The 18,543-nt window shown below is 56.3% G+C and carries 14 protein-coding genes; 5 read left to right on the top strand and 9 right to left on the bottom strand.

Annotation, left to right across the window (positions count from 1 at the left end):
- Window positions 1-44: 44 nt before the first annotated feature.
- Window positions 45-2,048 (bottom strand): DNA mismatch repair endonuclease MutL, encoded by a 2,004-nt coding sequence (mutL, locus tag AC6IZD_RS14220; RefSeq protein ID WP_497783975.1) that lies wholly within the window; start codon window positions 2,046-2,048, stop codon window positions 45-47.
- Window positions 2,049-2,382: 334 nt separating this feature from the next.
- On the opposite strand from mutL, the gene AC6IZD_RS14225 reads away from it, so the two are divergent.
- The 4 genes from AC6IZD_RS14225 to AC6IZD_RS14240 all read left to right on the top strand — a co-directional run bounded on the left by AC6IZD_RS14225 (window position 2,383) and on the right by AC6IZD_RS14240 (window position 7,782).
- Window positions 2,383-5,619, top strand: a complete 3,237-nt coding sequence (locus AC6IZD_RS14225) for a TonB-dependent receptor (protein WP_497787589.1) — start codon at window positions 2,383-2,385, stop codon at window positions 5,617-5,619.
- Between the two features lie 207 nt (window positions 5,620-5,826).
- Window positions 5,827-6,630: a c(7)-type cytochrome triheme domain-containing protein gene (locus AC6IZD_RS14230; protein WP_497783976.1), complete on the top strand. Its 804-nt coding sequence runs from the start codon at window positions 5,827-5,829 to the stop codon at window positions 6,628-6,630.
- An 11-nt stretch (window positions 6,631-6,641) separates the two neighbouring features.
- Window positions 6,642-6,980, top strand: a complete 339-nt coding sequence (locus tag AC6IZD_RS14235) for a hypothetical protein (protein ID WP_497783977.1) — start codon at window positions 6,642-6,644, stop codon at window positions 6,978-6,980.
- Window positions 6,981-7,089: 109 nt separating this feature from the next.
- Window positions 7,090-7,782 carry a c(7)-type cytochrome triheme domain-containing protein gene (locus tag AC6IZD_RS14240; RefSeq protein ID WP_497783978.1) on the top strand — a complete coding sequence of 231 codons (693 nt, stop codon included), beginning with the start codon at window positions 7,090-7,092 and terminating at the stop codon, window positions 7,780-7,782.
- A gap of 8 nt (window positions 7,783-7,790) precedes the next feature.
- Here the strand turns inward: AC6IZD_RS14240 and AC6IZD_RS14245 are convergent, their stop codons facing one another.
- The 7 genes from AC6IZD_RS14245 to hpt all read right to left on the bottom strand — a co-directional run bounded on the left by AC6IZD_RS14245 (window position 7,791) and on the right by hpt (window position 16,282).
- On the bottom strand, window positions 7,791-10,583 hold the full coding sequence (locus tag AC6IZD_RS14245) for a bifunctional YncE family protein/alkaline phosphatase family protein (protein WP_497783979.1): 2,793 nt from the start codon (window positions 10,581-10,583) through the stop codon (window positions 7,791-7,793).
- Window positions 10,584-10,658: 75 nt separating this feature from the next.
- Window positions 10,659-11,279 carry a uridine kinase gene (gene udk, locus AC6IZD_RS14250; RefSeq protein ID WP_497783980.1) on the bottom strand — a complete coding sequence of 207 codons (621 nt, stop codon included), beginning with the start codon at window positions 11,277-11,279 and terminating at the stop codon, window positions 10,659-10,661.
- Window positions 11,280-11,327: 48 nt separating this feature from the next.
- Window positions 11,328-12,209 carry a purine-nucleoside phosphorylase gene (locus AC6IZD_RS14255; RefSeq protein ID WP_497783981.1) on the bottom strand — a complete coding sequence of 294 codons (882 nt, stop codon included), beginning with the start codon at window positions 12,207-12,209 and terminating at the stop codon, window positions 11,328-11,330.
- Window positions 12,206-13,438, bottom strand: a complete 1,233-nt coding sequence (locus AC6IZD_RS14260; protein ID WP_497783982.1) for a NupC/NupG family nucleoside CNT transporter — start codon at window positions 13,436-13,438, stop codon at window positions 12,206-12,208. The genes AC6IZD_RS14255 and AC6IZD_RS14260 overlap by 4 nt, the downstream gene beginning before the upstream one ends.
- A 21-nt stretch (window positions 13,439-13,459) precedes the next feature.
- Window positions 13,460-14,779: a thymidine phosphorylase gene (locus AC6IZD_RS14265; RefSeq protein ID WP_497783983.1), complete on the bottom strand. Its 1,320-nt coding sequence runs from the start codon at window positions 14,777-14,779 to the stop codon at window positions 13,460-13,462.
- Window positions 14,780-14,974: 195 nt separating this feature from the next.
- On the bottom strand, window positions 14,975-15,688 hold the full coding sequence (gene deoC / locus AC6IZD_RS14270) for a deoxyribose-phosphate aldolase (RefSeq protein WP_497783984.1): 714 nt from the start codon (window positions 15,686-15,688) through the stop codon (window positions 14,975-14,977).
- 78 nt (window positions 15,689-15,766) lie between these two features.
- Complete coding sequence (gene hpt / locus AC6IZD_RS14275) at window positions 15,767-16,282, bottom strand: hypoxanthine phosphoribosyltransferase (RefSeq protein ID WP_497783985.1); 516 nt, start codon at window positions 16,280-16,282, stop codon at window positions 15,767-15,769.
- Between the two features lie 184 nt (window positions 16,283-16,466).
- On the opposite strand from hpt, the gene AC6IZD_RS14280 reads away from it, so the two are divergent.
- A complete protein-coding gene (locus tag AC6IZD_RS14280) occupies window positions 16,467-18,080 on the top strand; it encodes an adenosine deaminase family protein (protein ID WP_497783986.1) in 1,614 nt (537 codons plus the stop codon).
- Window positions 18,081-18,128: 48 nt separating this feature from the next.
- Here AC6IZD_RS14280 and AC6IZD_RS14285 read toward each other — a convergent pair whose 3' ends face one another.
- A complete protein-coding gene (locus AC6IZD_RS14285) occupies window positions 18,129-18,542 on the bottom strand; it encodes a cytidine deaminase (RefSeq protein WP_497783987.1) in 414 nt (137 codons plus the stop codon).
- Window position 18,543 lies beyond the last annotated feature (1 nt).

Genomic DNA, 18,543 nt, shown 5'->3' on the forward strand with positions numbered 1-18,543 from the left:
AGGGGTGCGACTGCGATTTACCGAAACTGAGGAGCGCAGGTCGCTTAGATTCGCTTAAAGGCTTTTTGAATGTCCTTAACAGAATACCGCAGCACGACCGGTCTGCCGTGAGGACAGCTCATTGGATACTTTGTTTTTGCCAGCTCGCCCAGCAACCACTCCATTTTTGTTGTATCGAGGGGCATATTGACTTTAATGGCGGCATGGCAGGCAATCGAGGCAGCGATACGGGTGCGGATCTTTTCGAGATTCAGCGCCTGCTCCTCGCGCTCAAACTGCTCCAGTAACTCTTGTAGCATGTTCGAGACTTCGTCGGCAGTGATGCCCGCCGGAGCCGACTGAATGGCGATGGTGCGAATACCGAAGGGTTCCGCCTCAAAGCCGTTGCGCCGCAACTCATCTGCAATGTCGGCAAAAATGGCCTGCTGCGCGGGTTTCAACTCAACAATAATGGGCATGAGCAATCGTTGAGCCTCAACATGGCGCTGCGCCCGCTCTGCCTGAATCTTCTCAAACAGCACGCGCTCGTGCGCAACGTGCTGGTCGATGATCCAGAGTCCCTGAGGATTGATGGCCAGGATGAACGAGTCGCGGATTTGCCCGAGCGGCTTCAGCGTGCCCAGCATTGAGAGATCCATGGGATCGTCTATGCCATCAAGCGGCAAGGCACAAGAGGACGATGTTTCGGGAACGGCTTCTTGCGATTCCTGACTGGCGCCCTGCGAGCCGAAGCTTTGCTGAGCCATTTGAGCCGCTCCCACAGCGCCATTACCCTGAACGGCGACCGATCCCGTAAACGGCAAAGGTTCGTTGCGCGGCGGCAAGGGTTGGGAGACGAGCGCGAATGCGCCATCCTGAACCGCAGCCTGCGCAACTTGCAAGGGATCGCCTACGGGTACCGCACCGTCATCGGGGCGAAGCGCGGGAGTTAACGCTTCGCGTGCGGACGGAGCAGCGGTGATTTCAGGAGCGAACGCCGGAGCGGGACGAGCTGCCATAAGTGCTGAACGCACGGCTTCGCGCACGAAGTCGTGCACAAATGTCTGCTGGCGGAAGCGAACCTCGGTCTTCGAAGGATGCACGTTCACATCGACCTCGCCACAAGGCATTTCCAGAAACAGCAGGACGACCGGAAAGACAGTGGGCGGAATGATGTTGCGATAGCCCTCGAGAATGCCGTGCATCACGACTCGGTCGCGGATAAGGCGACCGTTGACGAAGATGAAAATCGAGTTGCGATTGAGCTTCTGCACTTCCGGCTTGCTGATGAATCCGTGCACTCGAACATCGCCCGGAGTCGGTGGCTCATAGTCGGGCTCACGACGCCACGGCGGAGGCTCGGGAAGTCCGACACGCTCGAGCGGAATCTGCGCGGCAATTGGAACCAGTTCGTCGAGCGTCTCCTTGCCAAAGACCTGATAGATGCGCTCGGAGTGCGTAGCCACGGGAGGTGCGACGAGTATGGCATTCGTCGTGGAATGCAATTCCCAATGCATCTCGGGGTGGGCGAGTGCGTAATGCGTGACGAGCGAAGCTATGTGCGAAAGCTCGGTGGACTCAGACTTCAGAAATTTGCGACGCGCAGGCGTGTTGAAGAACAGATCGCGAATGCTGATGGAGGTTCCTGCGGGTAATCCCGCTTCCTCAACGGTCAAAATGCGACCACCGGCGATTTCCACGACGGAGCCGCTCGGTTCTGTTGCATCGCGGGTCTCAAGACGCAGTCGACTAACGGATGCGATCGACGGCAAGGCCTCTCCGCGAAATCCGAGCGTGGCGATCGTGAGCAGGTCTTCGTCGTTCTTGAGCTTGCTGGTGGCATGCCGCTCGAAAGCGAGCAAAGCGTCATCGCGCATCATGCCGCACCCATTGTCGGTGACCTGGATGAGTTTGCGCCCGCCTGCCTCGATGTCCACACGAACGCGGGTGGCTCCGGCATCGAGAGAATTCTCGATCAATTCCTTGACGACGGAAGCAGGACGCTCGACGACTTCGCCAGCGGCGATTTTGTTTGCGACATGTTCGGAAAGAACGTGAATGCGACCCATACGAGGCTGAAAGCTCCATCTCGCGAAAAACGAAAGTAACTACCGATGCGGGAGAAGCACTGAATAAGGCTATCACGAGCGGGGACTGCTAATTCAGCGGCTTTTGATAACGTCGCAACACTCACAACGCTCGCCGAATCACTGTGCGAAACGTGATTGCAATAGCTGCGAGCAATACTCGTCTAGTGACTCTGGCGATGAAAGGTGTTGTAATCAGCGAAATTAAAACAAATAGCCATCATTCGCGCGATGTGTCATGCGTTGCGTGGGCAAGGCCTGTTGGAAGGTTGTCGTGTTTAGATTCGGCATTCGCTTATCAGTCCTCTGCTGTCTGATGTTGTTTTGCTGTCCTGCTTTTTCACAGAGTTCACTTTCCGGAGCCATTTCAGGCACTGCCCGCGATCCTCATCGGGCCGCTGTACCAGGTGCACATATCTCGCTGCAAAACTTGGACACGGGCGCAAGCTGGCAGACTCAGACCAGCAACCTCGGCACGTTTCGAGTGGGAGAGTTGCCTCCCGGTGAGTACAAACTCGAAGCGAAGCTTGAGGGCTTTGCTGAATGTCGGTTGGTGCGCGTGGTGGTCGAGGTTGGACGTGTTACGGAAGTCGAGATTAGCTTTGCGCTTGCGGCGGCGAAGGAGTCGGTGGACGTGCGAGCCGATGCTCCAGCCGTGAACACGGTGCAGCAGGATTTCGCCTCGAACGTGAATGAGCGCGAGATCGACAACCTGCCAATCAATGGACGCCGATGGTCTAACTTTGCGCTGCTGACGCCGGGAGCAAACCTTGATGGAAACTTCGGGCTGATCAGCTTCCGCGGAATCAACGGCCTGATGAACAACAGCACGGTCGACGGCGGTGATAATAACCAAGCCTTCTTCAGCGAAGAGCGCGGACGCACACGCATCAGTTATGTAATAAGCCAAGCATCGATACGCGAGTTCCAGGTCAACACGTCTAATTTCTCTGCCGAATATGGCCGGGCGGCAGGTGCGGTGGTGAACTCCGTCACCCGCAGCGGCGGGAATCATGTGCATGGACAGGCGTTCTACTACATTCGTGACAATTCGCTAGGTGCGACGAACGCCTTTACGGTGGTTCCAGTTCAAGATGCAAGCGGCAACTGGACTACCGAGAAGATTAAGCCTCTGGATCGGCGTCAACAGTTTGGTGCATCGGTGGGCGGGCCCATTGTGAAGCACAAGCTGTTCTTCTTCCTCACTGCCGATGCGCAACGCCGCGATTATCCGGCGGTCGCTGCCGCTGCTCACCCAGACAGCCTGTTTGCAGCTGCATGTGTAACACAGACACACTTCGGCAAGCTGAGTGCCAGCGATCAGGCGAGGGTGCGAGTGTGCAGCAGCGATGAAATCAATACGTTGTTGAAGAAAGTGATGCCCCTGGGCAGCACGGATACGGCTGCAATTGATGCGTTTCGCGACGGCATCAACTACCTGGCAGGACTGCTTGGAACCATCCCGCGCAGAGCGGACCACCAGATCCTGTTTGGCAAGATCGACTACCACCTGACGCAGCATCATTCGCTTGCGCTTAGCTTCAACCGCATGCGATGGAACTCCCCTGCGGGCGTGCAAAGCCAACCGGTAGTTAAGATCGGGAGAGCGAGCTTTGGAAACGATGGCGTAAAGGTCGACATGCTGAACGCACGTCTGTCATCGGTGCTCGGCAGTCACGCGACCAGCGAGTTGAGGTTCTCTTGGGGACACGATTTCGAATTTCAGGCGCCGCAACATCCAGCGTCGAGTGAACCTATTGGGTCGAACGGCTTCGCACCCTCTGTTTCCGTTTTGTCAGATTCGACAGGCTTCACATTTGGAACTCCCGCGTCGATGCCCCGGCGTGCGCTGCCCGATGAATATCGCAAGCAGCTTGCGGAAACTCTGACTTGGGTACATGGCAAGCACGTGCTCAAAGCGGGCTTTGATGCGAGCGGCGTTCAGGATGAAATGAACAACCTGTACGCAGCGAACGGAAGCTACAACTACGAATACCGCAACTACTTCATGGCCGACCTGTACCAGTGGCAGCACAATACGGGGACCAACTATCGCGGATACAGCAGCTACAAGCAAGGGTTCGGCAGTCCGGCGTTCACATTTCACACCTTCGACGGCGCTTTCTTCCTGCAAGATCAGTGGCACGTGCTGCGGCGACTGGTTCTGAATTTTGGATTGCGCTACGAGTATCAGGCACTGCCCGATCCCCAGATTCCCAATGCCGCATTACCGGCCAGCACTTCATTTCCATCGGACAGCAACAATTTTGGTCCTCGACTTGGATTTGCGTGGGATTTGACCGGAGATGGTAAGACCGCTCTGCGGGGCGGATATGGCATGTACTACGGGCGCATCAGCAACTCGACCATCTCGTCGGCGATTACGGACACGGGCACGCAGCGCGCGCAGCGCAGCTACAGCTATTGCTACGACGTGACGAGCTACTGTTCGTTGGTTGGGCCGATTTTCCCCGCAGTGTTCTCGGCGGATCCATATGCGGCTAGCGAGGGCGGAGACGTTGTGGTGTTCTCGCGGAGGATGCAGAATCCGCAGATACATCAGGCGGACTTGATTCTGGAGCGGCAGATTGCCCATCACACAGTGCTCTCTGCCTCATACCTGCTGAGCCTCGGACGTGAGCTCCCGAACTTCATCGATACCAATCTTGATCCGAACAGCCGCAAGAATGTGACTTACACGTTTGCTCCTGACTACTTCACCGGAGCCGCCGGGCCATACAACGGACACACACTGACGGTTCCGGTATTCACCGGAAGGCTGAACCCGAACTTCGAGACGATCACGGAGATCCGCTCGAACGTGAACTCTTCGTACAACGCACTGGTGCTGCAATTGAACCGCACGATGGGTTCGGGATTGAGTTTCAGGATGAACTACACGTGGTCGCACGCGCTGGACTTCAACCAGAACTCGACCACCTTCGCGACGTATAACAACACACTCAGCCCAATTCCATTCACATACCTCTACGATGGCACGCCACACTATATATCCAAACCCGATTACGGAACGTCCAACTACGACGTTCGCCATCGTTTTACGGGGAGCATGCACTGGAATCCGAGAGTGTTTCAACAACGCGAATCAGAGGCACATCGCTGGGCGCGGGCTGCGTTGGACAATTGGATGATCGCACCGATCGTACACATCGCCACGGGCAGGCCTTTTAGCGATTACGTCAGCGGTCAGGCTCCGATCACGACGTGTGAAGGCTGCCTTGGATTCATGGGAGCGGGAGGAAACACGCGCTTGCCATTCATCGGACGCAACACGTTCCGCTACGGCAATCTGTACAACGTCGATTTGCGGATATCGCGCTCCTTCCGTCTGGTGGAGCGGCAAAGGTTGGAGTTTCTGGCCGAAGCATTTAACCTGCTCAATCATCAGATTGTGACCGACCGAAGCGACAGCTTTTACAGCGTGTACAACAACTCGCTGGAGTACTACTCGGGCTTTGGCACGCCCACGGCTGCGGCCAATACGGTCTATCGCGAACGCGAACTGCAACTAGGCGTGCGCTACCACTTCTGATAATTGGCAGTGACCCGGTCGCCAGCATCACGAGGTAAGGTGACCGGAGTCACTGCGATGCGACAGATATGAGCAGTTAATGCTGAGCGCATTGGTGTCATGCGTAGCTGGGATCCGCTCCTGGCAGCAGCGCCTTAGAACGAGGAACACGGACACAAGCGCCAGGAGATCAGAACGTAGCGCAGTTCAATCGGGAGGAGGTTCTCGATGAACAGGAAGACGCTCATCTCGCTGGTGATTATCCTGTTATTCTCCTGCTGTCCAACCCTATCGCAAACTGGAACCAAGCGGGCCCGACCATTGCCCTACGAGTATGGCCGTGTCGTCATCAACAACTACTCCGAAAAATCCAATATGGCCCCGGTGGTCTTCGAACACTGGATTCACCGCTCGAGGTACACCTGCCGTGTGTGCCACGTGGATGTTGGATTTGGCATGAGGGCCGGAGCCACTGGAATTAACGCGCAAGACAATGCACGCGGGTTCTACTGCGGCGCTTGCCACAACGGCAAGACGGTTGTCGCAGGCAAGACCGTTTTCCAGGCATGCACGCGCCTGACAGCTGCCGATGATCGCAAGCGGTGCGAACGCTGCCATTCATACGGGAAGAAGGTTGCGAGCGACTACGACTTCTTCGCCTTTAGCGGGCCTCTACCAAAGGAACGTTTTGGAAACGGGATCGATTGGGAGAAATCCGAAGAGCTTGGATTGATTCATCCACAAGCCGTGCTCGAAGGGTTCTCCGTCAATCGCAAATCGCTGAGCGCGCAAAAGGACTTCGCGCTGAGTCCAACTGTAGAGGGCATGCCGAACATCATCTTCTCGCACAAAAAACACACGGTATGGAATGGATGCGAGCTCTGCCACCCCGAAATATTCATGGGCGTGAAGAAGGGTGCGAGGAAGTACACGATGATGGACATCTCCGAAGGGAAATCCTGCGGAGCTTGCCATGTGACGGTCGCATTTCCATTAACTGATTGTCAGCGCTGCCACTCGAAGCCGGTTTAGCCGGAGGCAATATGCTGAATGCCAAGAGTGTCGCAGTTGCGCTGTTAGTGTTTGGGCTCGTCGGCACGTGCAACATTCGCGCGTCCGACTCGCCCCGTTCCTCCGTTGCAAAGCAGGAGCAGGCCCAAGAGGAGTGGCAGAAGGATTTCGAGGACGTTTGCTCGAAAACAGATGATGCCATGACGTTTTCCATCGAGGAACTCGCGGTTTTGGTTCGCAAGTGTGATGTTCTTGCCCCAAAGATCGAGAAGCTCGATGCAACGAGGAAGAAAGTCTTCATGGGACGACTGCGAATGTGCCGAGGCCTATATGCCTACGTACTCGAGTCCAAGAAGAACGAAAAGAAATGATGCGATCTGGCTGGTTGTTCTCGTCTGTGTGCTTTTGCTATTCACATCCAGAGCCACCGCACAGATCTACCTGCCGGGAGCTCCGCCGGCTCCCTCAGACTACGGCAGAGTGATTCTACGCGGTTCCTCGGCGTCCGATCCGGGCCCAGTGGTGTTTGATCATTGGCTACATCGCGCGAAGTTCACCTGCCGCGTTTGTCACGTGGATATCGGATTTGCGATGAAGGCAAACGCATCGGGCATTACGGCGAAAAGCAATCATGAAGGGTTCCATTGCGGCGCCTGCCATGATGGCAGGAAAACAATCGATGGCGTGACCGTTTTCTCCTCGTGTGCTGAGGGAGCGACGAGCGCGCAAGATGGCTGCGCTCGATGCCATTCGGCGAAAACCAGTAAGGTTCGGAAATACAACTACAACGCGTTCACGGCAAAGTTGCCCAAGGGCATTTACGGCGTGGATTGGGTCGCGGCAGAGCACTCCGGGATGATCAAACCCATAGACTACGTGGAAGGAGTGTCGGCGAAGAAGCAGCCAATTCAGACCAGGGAGGACTTTTCGATCAATTCCTCGCTGAGCTGGGTGCATCCGATCAACTTCTCGCATGAGCAGCATTCGAAATGGAATGGCTGCGAGCTCTGCCATCCTGAAATCTTTCCCACCGCAAAGAGGACGGAAGTGAGCTTCTCCATGTTTTCCAACCTCGATGGCAGACGCTGCGGCGCATGTCATGCGAGAGTCGCTACGCCGCTGAACAATTGCAATCGATGCCATGGTCGCGCGCCCATGTGGGTTGAACGCTGAGCGACGAACTAATCGTCATCGGCATCCTTGGACGCGGGAAAGACATTATGTTTCGCCTTGGGCATGCGCTTTTTGCCCATGGTTGCGCGCCATAGGATCGCATTCAACTTCGTGGCGTCGGCCTTGTCTTCTGTGCTGAAGTCGAGCATGGCACTCTGCTTGGCGTCTTTTGTGTCAGGCGGATTTGTATCGTACAAACTGCCATCATTCTCATGGCGATGATCAGCGTCGAAAGCGGGTTGATCACCGGCCCCGGTGAACAGGCCAGCAATGGGCGCAGCCTGCGCGTCGTTGTGGCTCATCGGCGGCATACCAAGCAGATCTTCAATGGTGCGAATCATGCTTACGGTTGTGTAGAAGTCATGCTCCACGATCGTCTTTGGGCCGCGCGGCGCGTACTTGCTGATCACGAGCGCAATGGAGCGATGCGCATCGACATGGTCGGGCCCGTTCTGCCCGTCATCTTCGAGCACAAGGATGGCAGTGTCATCCCAATACGGTGAGTGAGAAACAGCTTCCACCACGCGGCCTAGCGCAAGATCGTTGTCCTTGAGCGAAGCTTGCGGGGTGGGCATCCCAGCGCGTGCGCCGAAAGTGTGATCGTTGGGCAGGCGCAGGACAACGAGATTCGGCAATTCGTGGGCTTGGCCGTGAGCATTGCGTGCGGTGACGAAATCCTTGAACTCGCGCAGAAATTCGTCAGCGCGATACTGATCGGGATATTCGAGACGGAAATCGGCGAAATGCGGATCGAAGTGATCGACGAGTTCCGGCTTGGTCGGCACATTGCGCGCCATGAGAGGAATTGCCCACGGCCAGGGACTCGGCGCTCCAGGAGTAGCTCCCATGTACGGCGGCAGAGGCTCACCTTTGTTGATGGACTTGCGATCGCAACTTGCGACAGTCGTTCCGGTCGATGCGGGAGAAGTGGACGGAACCGCATCGTTGCACCATTCGGTGTTTACGAATTCGCCGTAGTGCCGGTAACTGAGGTGCGAGTGTGCGGCATTGGCCCACAAGTATCCGGTCGAGGGCTCATCGACATCGGCAATGTGCTGCAGTAGCGGATACTCGCCGACAACCATACCTTCGAAATCGTATGAGCGCTGGCCGTTGTGATAGTTGATGGGCCAGATCTTCTCTGTGTAATCGCTGGTGATGGCGGCGGTGGACCAGACGTGTCCGTTTCCGCTGATTTCTCCGGAATCGTAGAAATTATCAAGCACCCCGAACTGGCGGGCGAGTTTGTGATGGTTCGGAGTGATTTCCTCGCCGAACATCGTCAAAGAAGGATCGCCGTTCCCGACTCCGAGATCGCCGAACATCTGATCGTAGGTGCGATTCTCCTTGATGATGTAAATGACGTGCCGGATAGGGTTCTGAGTGTGTCCGCTATTGCGGAAATCGAGCTTAGGCTGACTCTCCTCGATGAGGTTATTCCGCATGACCGCCTGCGAATAGGCGGACAGCTTGCCGGAAATCTCCTTCTCCTTGAGCTGCGCAACGGAGCCGTGAGTCAGTTCGGCGATGTACACCCAGCGCTTCTTGCTCTTTGGGTCTGATGGATCGGGGATGTTTCCGTTTGGGCCAGTTCCCTGCCCTTTGCCACTGCCGATGATCAGTTCGTCATCGGCGAAAGCCAGAGCGGTGGGATAATACTCGGTCGGAATAAATCCTTTCGGATGCGCGAGGCGTGATTGGTGCTTGGTTGGCAATACGGCAACCGAGTTTGTGCCTGCCTCGGCCACGTAGAGATCGCCTCGGGGGCTCAGAGCAAGCGCATTGGGATACGCACCACCTACGCGCTGCTTGGGCAACCGCACATTGACTCGCGAAACAACCTTGGACGTTATTGTGTCGACGGCAACAACCTCATCCGCGTTGGCGAGAGTGACATATAACGTGTGGGTCGTGGGCTGATAAAGCATTGCCGTAGCGTGCGCTGACGACGTCGGAGAACCTTGAGGCGCGTCGAGTTCGATGCGATGCACAGTGCCACGCTGGAGATCGAGTTCTGCTATGGAGGCGGTGTTCCAGAGACTCACCCAGGCTTTCTGAATTCCATCGAAGACGACAGTGTATGGGAGCGTGGCCGGAATCCATTCGGTGCGGGCGTCGCTGACGTCGAATGTCTTCAGAATCTCACCGGACTTCGCGTCCATGAGCCACACCTGGTCACTAAGATTTCCAGCGACGAGCAACCGCTCAGGGACAGCGTCGTGCGCGGGTAGAACGGCGAGGCCCGCAGGATAGGGGATCATGCGTCCCTTCCCTAGTGGTGAGCGCGATGGATACTTGCGGCCTTCCGGCAGCTTCTGCGTTGGAATTTTGAGGAAACGACTGGGAGCAAGATGACCATCATGGAACGAATACACGGCAATTCCGCTGCCGGTTTCTCCACCTTTGCGGCCCTCAGAATCTGTCATCGAGGCCATCGATGCATAAAGCTCATCGCCACGGGGACTGAACGCAAGTCCGAAGAAATACGTTTGCTTCAGCTTGGGCCGCAAGCGCTCGTCAGCAAAATCGGTGAGCTTGTTTGTCTTGCGATCGAGAATCGTGATGGACTGCCCCATGTGCGACGGGGCGGTGCCGAATCCAGTATTGAGAAGCGCAACGTAGCGCTGATCCGGACAGACGGCTGCGGCCGTGGGCAGACTGTTTGTCCGGCGCGGCGACCCCGGAGCGGCAGTGAACAACACCTTGCTGCTGGGAAGCTGAATCTTTTCTGTTGCAGGCGCGGGTTGCTGCGCTGAACAAACAGCACAGGCGAACAGAACCAGGGCGATTACTTTCTTCACCACGTTCTCCAAGATGGCGCAGCAGTAGCGTGTTCAGCGCATTCCTTGCTGCAAAGACGTTCAGCGTTTAGGTCGTTAAACTCCGAAACGCATCTCTGCACCGCGTCGAACGTGGCACAGCACTTCGTTGACCTCGTGATCGATGTTGTCATCACCAGTCACAACGATGTCGGCGAATTCGCGCGAGGGATAAACATACTGCTTCGCCATCGGGGCTACAGTCGTATGGTATTGCTCCAGCACGCTTTCGCGGGTGCGTCCACGTTCGCGGATGTCGCGCTCAATGCGACGCTCCAGGCAGATCTCCTCACCGAGATCGACAAAAACCTTCGTTCCTTCGAGTTTCCGCAGCTCTTCCCAGTAGAGGGCGAACAGTCCCTCGACAATGACAAATGGCCTGGGGCTGAGCTCCTCGGTTTCTGCCGTGCGGGTGTGGGTTGTGAAGTCGTACACGGGGCGATGAATCGTTTTGCCACTGTGTAGCTCGCGTGCCTGCTCCAATAGCAGAGCGGAGTCGAGCGCGGCAGGGGCGTCGAAGTTGTAGTGCGCGCGCTGCACGAGGCTCAAGTGATCTAACTCGCGATAGTAAGAGTCCAAATGAAACAATGCCGCATCCAGCTTTTCCGCCAGATGCTTCGCGAGATAGCTTTTCCCCGCGCACGACGGTCCTGCAACTCCGATGAAATAAGGCTTCATGATCCTGCAATCCTGCAAAAATAAAGCGGCCCCGAAGGGCCGTTCTTGTTACCTGCTTGCCCCCACAATCCTTGGGAGAACCGCAGTAAGTAATGTGATGAATGTTCCGCGAACCCGTTCGCCGGTTTCGAGCACTTCTTCGTGATTGATTTCTTTGTCTGACAGTCCTGCGGCCATGTTGGTGACGCACGAAATGGCAAGCACTTCGATTCCCATGTGCCGCGCCACAATCACCTCAGGAACCGTCGACATGCCAACCAGGTCGGCGCCAATAGTGCGCAGATAGCGAATCTCAGCAGGCGTTTCGTAGCTGGGCCCGGCCAATGCTGCGTAGACACCTTCGGGCAAATCGATGCCAAGCTCGCGAGCGGTCTCCTGTGCTATGGCGCGGAACTTCTGCGAGTATCCTTCGCTCATGCCGGGAAACCGTGGCCCAAAACGTTCCTCATTTGGACCGTTCAGCGGATTGCTGTCTTGCAAATTGATGTGATCGCTGATGAGAACCAGCGCTCCCTGACCGTAGGCCGAATTAATTCCCCCGGCGGCATTGGTCAAAACGAGCTTCTTGATTCCTAAACGCCCGAGCACGCGCACTGGGAAAGCCGATTCACGGCTGCTATAACCCTCGTACTGATGAACGCGGCCCTGCATGGCTAGCACGGTGAGGCCGCCGATTTTGCCAATCACCATGCGGCCTGCGTGACCAATTGCAGTGGAGCGTGGAAAATTGGGAATATCGCCGTAGGGAATGACAACCGAATCTGTCAGGCTGTCGCCGAAGGAGCCGAGCCCGGAGCCAAGCACGACGGCGATTTCCGGCGCACCGAGATGCGGCTTCTTGGACAGATGAACGCGAATTGCCATGGCCGCCGATTCGGCCCGTGTGTACTCATCCAGCGCCAAGTGCCGTACATCTGAGTGCGTGCTCATAGAAGAACTCCCACAATGCAGGCCGACATCAGGTTAGCCATGGTTCCCGCAAGCATCGCCTTGAAACCAAGCCTAGCCAGATCAGCTCTGCGCGAAGGCGCCAGTGCGCCAAGACCGCCGATCTGAATTCCGATGGAGCTGAAATTTGCAAAACCGCACAAGGCAAACGTCGCAATCGTAAACGAACGCGGATCCAATGCGGCTCTCTGCGGGCCCAGCATCGAGAACGCAACCAATTCGTTCAGCACCATGCGCGTTCCCAAGAGGTTTCCGATTGCCAGGCAATCGTGCCACGGCACTCCGATGATAAAGGCAATAGGGGCGAAAAGGACGCCGAAAATCTTCTCAAGACTCGACGGAAACCAGTTCATGCCGTGATGAGCGAACACATTGTGCGTGCCACCCAAAAGCGAGTTGATCAGGAAGATGATTGCCAGGAACGAGATGAGCATGGCGGCAACATTCAGCGCCAGTCCGAGACCGTCACTCGTACCCTTGGCTGCGGCTTCCAGAACATTGCTGGCCCGTTCTTCCTTGGGCAGTTCGGCTCCGCCTGCAGTCTCCGGAACCTCGGTTTCGGGCACCAGCATTTTAGCCACGGTCAGAGTTCCAGGAGCGGTCATAATGACTGCGGCAAGCAGATGCTCAGGAGCGACGCCGGTCGCGATGTAGGCAGCCATGATGCTTCCGGAAACGTGCGCCATTCCGGCGGTCATCACCACCATGAGTTCCGATTGAGTAAGGCGTGGGAGGAACGGACGAATCGTGAGCGGCGCTTCGGTTTGGCCCATCACGATGGAGGCCGCGACGTTGAGGGATTCTGCGCCGCTGGCACCCATGGTTTTCTCCATCACGACGGCGATCACCTTGATTATGATCTGCATGATGCCGAAGTAGTACAGGATCGAGAAGAACGCTGCGATGAAGATGATGGCCGGAAGCACCTGGAAGGCAAACATGAATCCGAGATTCGAATTCTGAGCGCCCGCCTCCCCAAACACGAATTTGGAGCCCGCAAACGAGCACGCGAGCAGTCGCTTTGCACCTTCGCCCGCCTTGGCAATGGCGATTTGCCCCCAGACTACTTTCGTAACAAAAACGGCGAACGCAACCTGCAAGCCGATACCGATGGCGACTACGCGCCAGCGGATTGCTCTACGGTTGGTTGAAAGCAGCCAAGCGAACGCGAGCAACAAAAGCAGCCCAAATACTCCAGTCAATCGTCCCATTACATCCCTCTCAAATCCGGGTTAAGACTTGCCCTGAATCACTTTCTGAACTAGCGGCCGCGGCTCCGGCTTGCGACCGGTGATGGTGTAGGCAGCGGCAATGACTGGCTTCGCCTCGGCAAAGCGTTCGGCTGAGTTGTAATGCACGGTGCAAAGCGGTTCGCCTTCAGAAACCGCATCGCCCACCTTCTTGTGCAGCACGAGCCCCACAGCAGGATCGACCGAATCTTCCTTCTTGAAACGACCTCCACCGAGAATCACACCGGCGATACCGACGCGTTCGCATTCAATGGCCGTAACAAATCCACTGGCAGTAGCGAGAATCTCCTCGCGATGCGCGGCCTGGGGCAGTAGCGATAAGTCATCCATTGCTCGAACATCGCCACCCTGCTCGATAACCAACTCGCGGAAGCGCTCAAGGGCCCGCCCGCTGCGAATGATCTCCATGGCGAGCGCCCGGCCTTTGTCCTTATCGGCTGTGCGTCCAGCGACACAGAACATCCATCCGCAAAGCTCCAGCGTGAGGTCGACGAGGTCTTCCGAGCCTTCGAACTCGCCACGCAGCACATTTACGCACTCGACAACTTCAAGCGCGTTGCCCACGTAGCGGCCCAGCGGCTGATCCATGTCGGTGATGAGCGCAACGACTTTCTTCCCCATGCGCTCGCCGGTCTCAACCATGAGTTCGGCAAGGAATTCGCTGTCCTTCGGGTCTTTCATGAATGCGCCGGAGCCGGTCTTCACATCCAGCACCAGAGCATCGATCCCCTCGGCCATCTTCTTGCTCATGATGGAAGCGCAGATGAGGTTGGGGCTTTCGACTGTGCCTGTTACGTCGCGCAAGGCGTAGAGCTTCTTGTCGGCAGGAGCAAGCTCTTCGGTCTGGCCGATCATGGCGCAGCCGACCTTGGCCAGGATGCGCCGGAACTCGTCAAGCTGCAGATGGACATTGAATCCGGGAATGGATTCGAGCTTGTCGAGCGTGCCCCCAGTGTGGCCGAGTCCGCGGCCGCTAACCATGGGAACGTTTACGCCACCGACAGCGACGATCGGAGAGAGAATCAGTGAAGTCTTGTCGCCAACGCCACCCGTGGAGTGTTTATCGACCTTGCTTCCGGGAAGGTCACTGAAATCAAGAACCTTGCCCGAACGCAGCATGGCATTGGTGAGTGCCGCAGTCTCGGCCCGGCTCAAGCCACGCAACAGCGCCGCCATGAGAAAGGCGGAAACCTGGTAGTCGGGAAGTTCGCCACGAGTGTAGCCGGAAACGATGAATTCGATTTCTTCGCGCGACAGTTCTTTGCCGTCGCGCTTTTTGCGAATCAATTCGACAAAAAGCATGTGAGGCCATTCCGGGGCGAACGGTGAGGACGTCCCGACAGTTTTACATGAGACAAATTGAGCTTATCGCAGGCGGGATTCCTCGCAAAGCAGATTCTTGAACTCTGGTTGCAGGGAATCAAAAAGAAGCGGGCCATACCCACTTGGGTAAGGCCCGAAGAAAAAGTGCATGTCTTGTCTTACTTAGCGCTCATATTACTGCGCCCCAAGTTCCTTGACAATGGCGACGCTGGCACTTGCACCAATCCGGTTAGCTCCAGCCTCAACCATGCTCAACAAATCGGCGGTCGTACGGATTCCACCTGCGGCCTTTACGCCAATTTTGTTGCCTACGACACCACGCATTAGAGAAACGTCGGCGGCTGTGGCGCCGGCAGTCGAGAATCCGGTAGACGTCTTTACGAAATCAACTTCTGCAGCCGCGGCGAGCTGGCATACCAGAATTTTCTCTTCCGTGGTCAACAGCGCCGTCTCGATAATCACCTTCAGCAGGGCGCCCGAGCGGTGACAGACATTCACAAGGGATTGCATTTCCATCTGAACCAGGTCGCGGTCGCCACTCTTGAGAGCGCCAACGTTGATCACCATGTCGAGTTCGCTGGCACCCAACTTCAAAGCGTCATTGGCCTCGGCCAGCTTGGAGGTGGAAGTAGTTGCTCCCAGCGGGAAGCCGATCACGGTTCCAACCACGACAGAGGTTCCATGCAACTCAGCCTTGCACTGGGCAATGTTCGATGGGTTCACCATGACGGAATAAAAACCGTACTCCGCCGCTTCGCGGCAGAGCTTGGCAACCTGCTCGCGAGTGCCTTCCGGTTTCAGGAGAGTGTGATCGATAAGTTTTGCCGCCAATCGCCAATCCTGGCGAATGGCTTCAGCGGAGGGATTCAAACTGATTGTCTGCGACATCCTGATTACCTGCTTTGACCGGGCGTCGGCCTTACACGAGTAAATTCTGACCCCGGATAGTGTACGACTGCGACGCCCCTACGGGACGATGCAAATGTCTGCCAGATTACGATAGCGCTCGGCGTAATCCATGCCATAGCCCACAACAAACTCGTCGGGAATCTCGAACCCGACGTAGTCGGCATAGATAGGCTGTTGGCGGCGGCACCGCTTGTCGAGCAAAGCCGCGATTTTGAACTGCTTGGGATGGTGCGCAAGGATCATTTTCTTCAGGTACGTCATGGTCAATCCGGTGTCGAGAATGTCTTCAACGAGAATGACGTTCTTGCCCTCCATCGACTGGTCGACGTCCTTCAGCAATTTCACTTCGCCGCTATTTTTCTTCTCATTGCCATAGCTCGAGACAGAAATGAAATCGAACGTAGCATCAAGATCAATCTGGCGTGAGAGATCGCTGAGAAAAATGGCCGCGCCCTTCAGCACTCCGACCAAAACCACCGGTTCACTGGCAAAATCCTTTGTAATCTGCTTGCCCAGGTCACAAACGCGGGCAGAAATCTGATCGCGGGAGAAGAGTACTTTAAGTTCGGACACGTTGATCTGCTCCAAAAAAGGCCTATTTTTGTAGGAAACGGGAAAAGGGATAGTAGAAGGTCTGAACAAAAGTTGCAAGCTTGCAATTTCATTTCAATACAGGGTGTGACTTCGGTGCGCGACCGGAAATATCATTCCGCGATATCATTCAACTACAAGGGGCCAACTGCCTCTGGAGGAAGCCATGCGCCGGCGTAGCGCGGGACAGTTGTCCAAATTGTTTTTGATAGTTCTTATCACCGTGAGTGCCTTTGGATCGCAGATCCAGGTGTTCAAAAACTCTCCGGCTCGTCCAGCGACCGCAGCTCCACAGATTGCCAGGGAAAAGCAACACGAGCAGGGAGAGGGGCGCACAGAAGAAACCCCGGAGATGCGCGCTGAAAAAGCCCTGAATGACGCGCATGGAAACAGCGGAGCGCTTTACGCGATGCTGAAGGAAATGCCAAAGGGCGGCGACCTTCACAATCACCTGACAGGCGCTGTTTACGCCGAGAGCCTGATTCGATTTGCAGCCGATTCTCAGCTCTGTGTCGACCGCGTATCTCTCGCGTTGACGCCTTCCCCTTGCCAGCCTAACCAAGCAGAAGCCCGCCAGGCGTTCACCGACCCGCAACTCTACCAGGAACTGATCGATGCTTGGTCGATGCGCGATATGAAGCCCGGAATGAACGGGCATGACCATTTCTTTTCAAGCTTCGACAAGTTCCATCTCGCAACTGACCAACATCTGGGCCAGATACTCGCCGAGGTGACGCGCCGCGCTGCCGACGGGAACGTTCAGTATGTGGAGCTAATGCTTTCTCCCGACCATGGACGCGCCGCCTCATTGGGCAACAAGCTCGGTTACGACGCTGACTTCAACGCGATGCGCCAGAAGCTGATGGCAGCGGACTTTACCAGTGCAGTCGAGGAAGCGCGCAAGAATCTGGACGCGATGGAGGAGACGAGAAAACAGGAGTTGCACTGCGCGACTCAAGCAGAAATTCCGCACGGCGGCTGCTCGGTGCACGTACGGTACATCTACTCCGTCGCACGCGCATCCAAACCGGCTTCGGTGTTTGCCCAACTGCTGATGGGCTTTGAGCTGGCAACCCGCGATCCTCGAGTGGTCTCGGTGAACATGGTTCAACCCGAAGACTGGTACGTCCCGATGAACGACTTCCGTTTGCACATGCAAATGGTGAACTATCTGAAGGGCTTCTATCCCAACGTGCACCTTACGTTACATGCAGGTGAGCTTCGCCCGGGACTGGTGCCTCCCGATGGGCTGCGTTCACACATTCGTGAGTCGATTGACGTTGGCAAGGCAGAGCGCATCGGACACGGCGTGGACGTGATGTACGAAGAGGAACCTCACGAACTGCTGGCCATGATGGCTCGGCGCAACGTGATGGTTGAAATCTGCCTGACGTCAAATGACGGCATTCTCGGCGTGCGGGGACGGCAGCATCCGCTCGCAATGTATTTGAAGGCGGGAGTGCCCGTAGCGCTGGCTACCGACGACGAAGGTGTTTCGCGCTCGGAGATGACGCGAGAATTTGAACGCGCCGTGCTTGATCAGGGACTCGACTACATTACGCTAAAGAAGATGGTACGCACGAGCCTGGAACATTCCTTCCTGCCCGGAGCAAGCCTGTGGAGCGACGGTCACAAATTCGTTCCAGTGCGCGAATGCGGCAACGAACGTCCGCTGGGAACCCCCAGCGCCGGATGCTGGAAATTCCTGAACCTCAGCGAAAAGGCTCGCGAACAATGGCGCTTGGAACATCGCTTGGCGGAGTTTGAAAGCAGGTTCTAAATGAAAAAGGCCGCTCGACTGAGCGGCCTTTTCAATTGAGCAATGCCCTTATCTCAGGCGAAAACCTTCCGGCAGCAAATCCTTTGCAAGCGTTTGCGCCATATCGCCGCTGTGTGCGCGGTAAATGATCACCGCCTCCGGACCGAATTCGAAAATAACCTGACGGCAAGCGCCGCATGGAGAGCAGATTGCGCCTTCGCTATTCACGACAGCAACGGCGACGAGGTCGCGTTCCCGGCTAAGGGCTCCAGCGGCAACCGCCGAGAATATTGCTGTTCGCTCGGCACAGTTAGTAAGTCCGAATGAGGAGTTCTCGACGTTGCACCCAGTGAAAACCTGACCACTCTGGGTGAGAATAGCCGCTCCCACTTTGAATTTGCTGAACGGCGCATACGCGCCCTCGGACGCGTCCTGCGCCTTTGCCAGCAATTGATCGATCTGCTGCTTTGTCAGCTCAGCCATG

It is taken from the genome of Koromonas humicola (assembly GCF_059726255.1).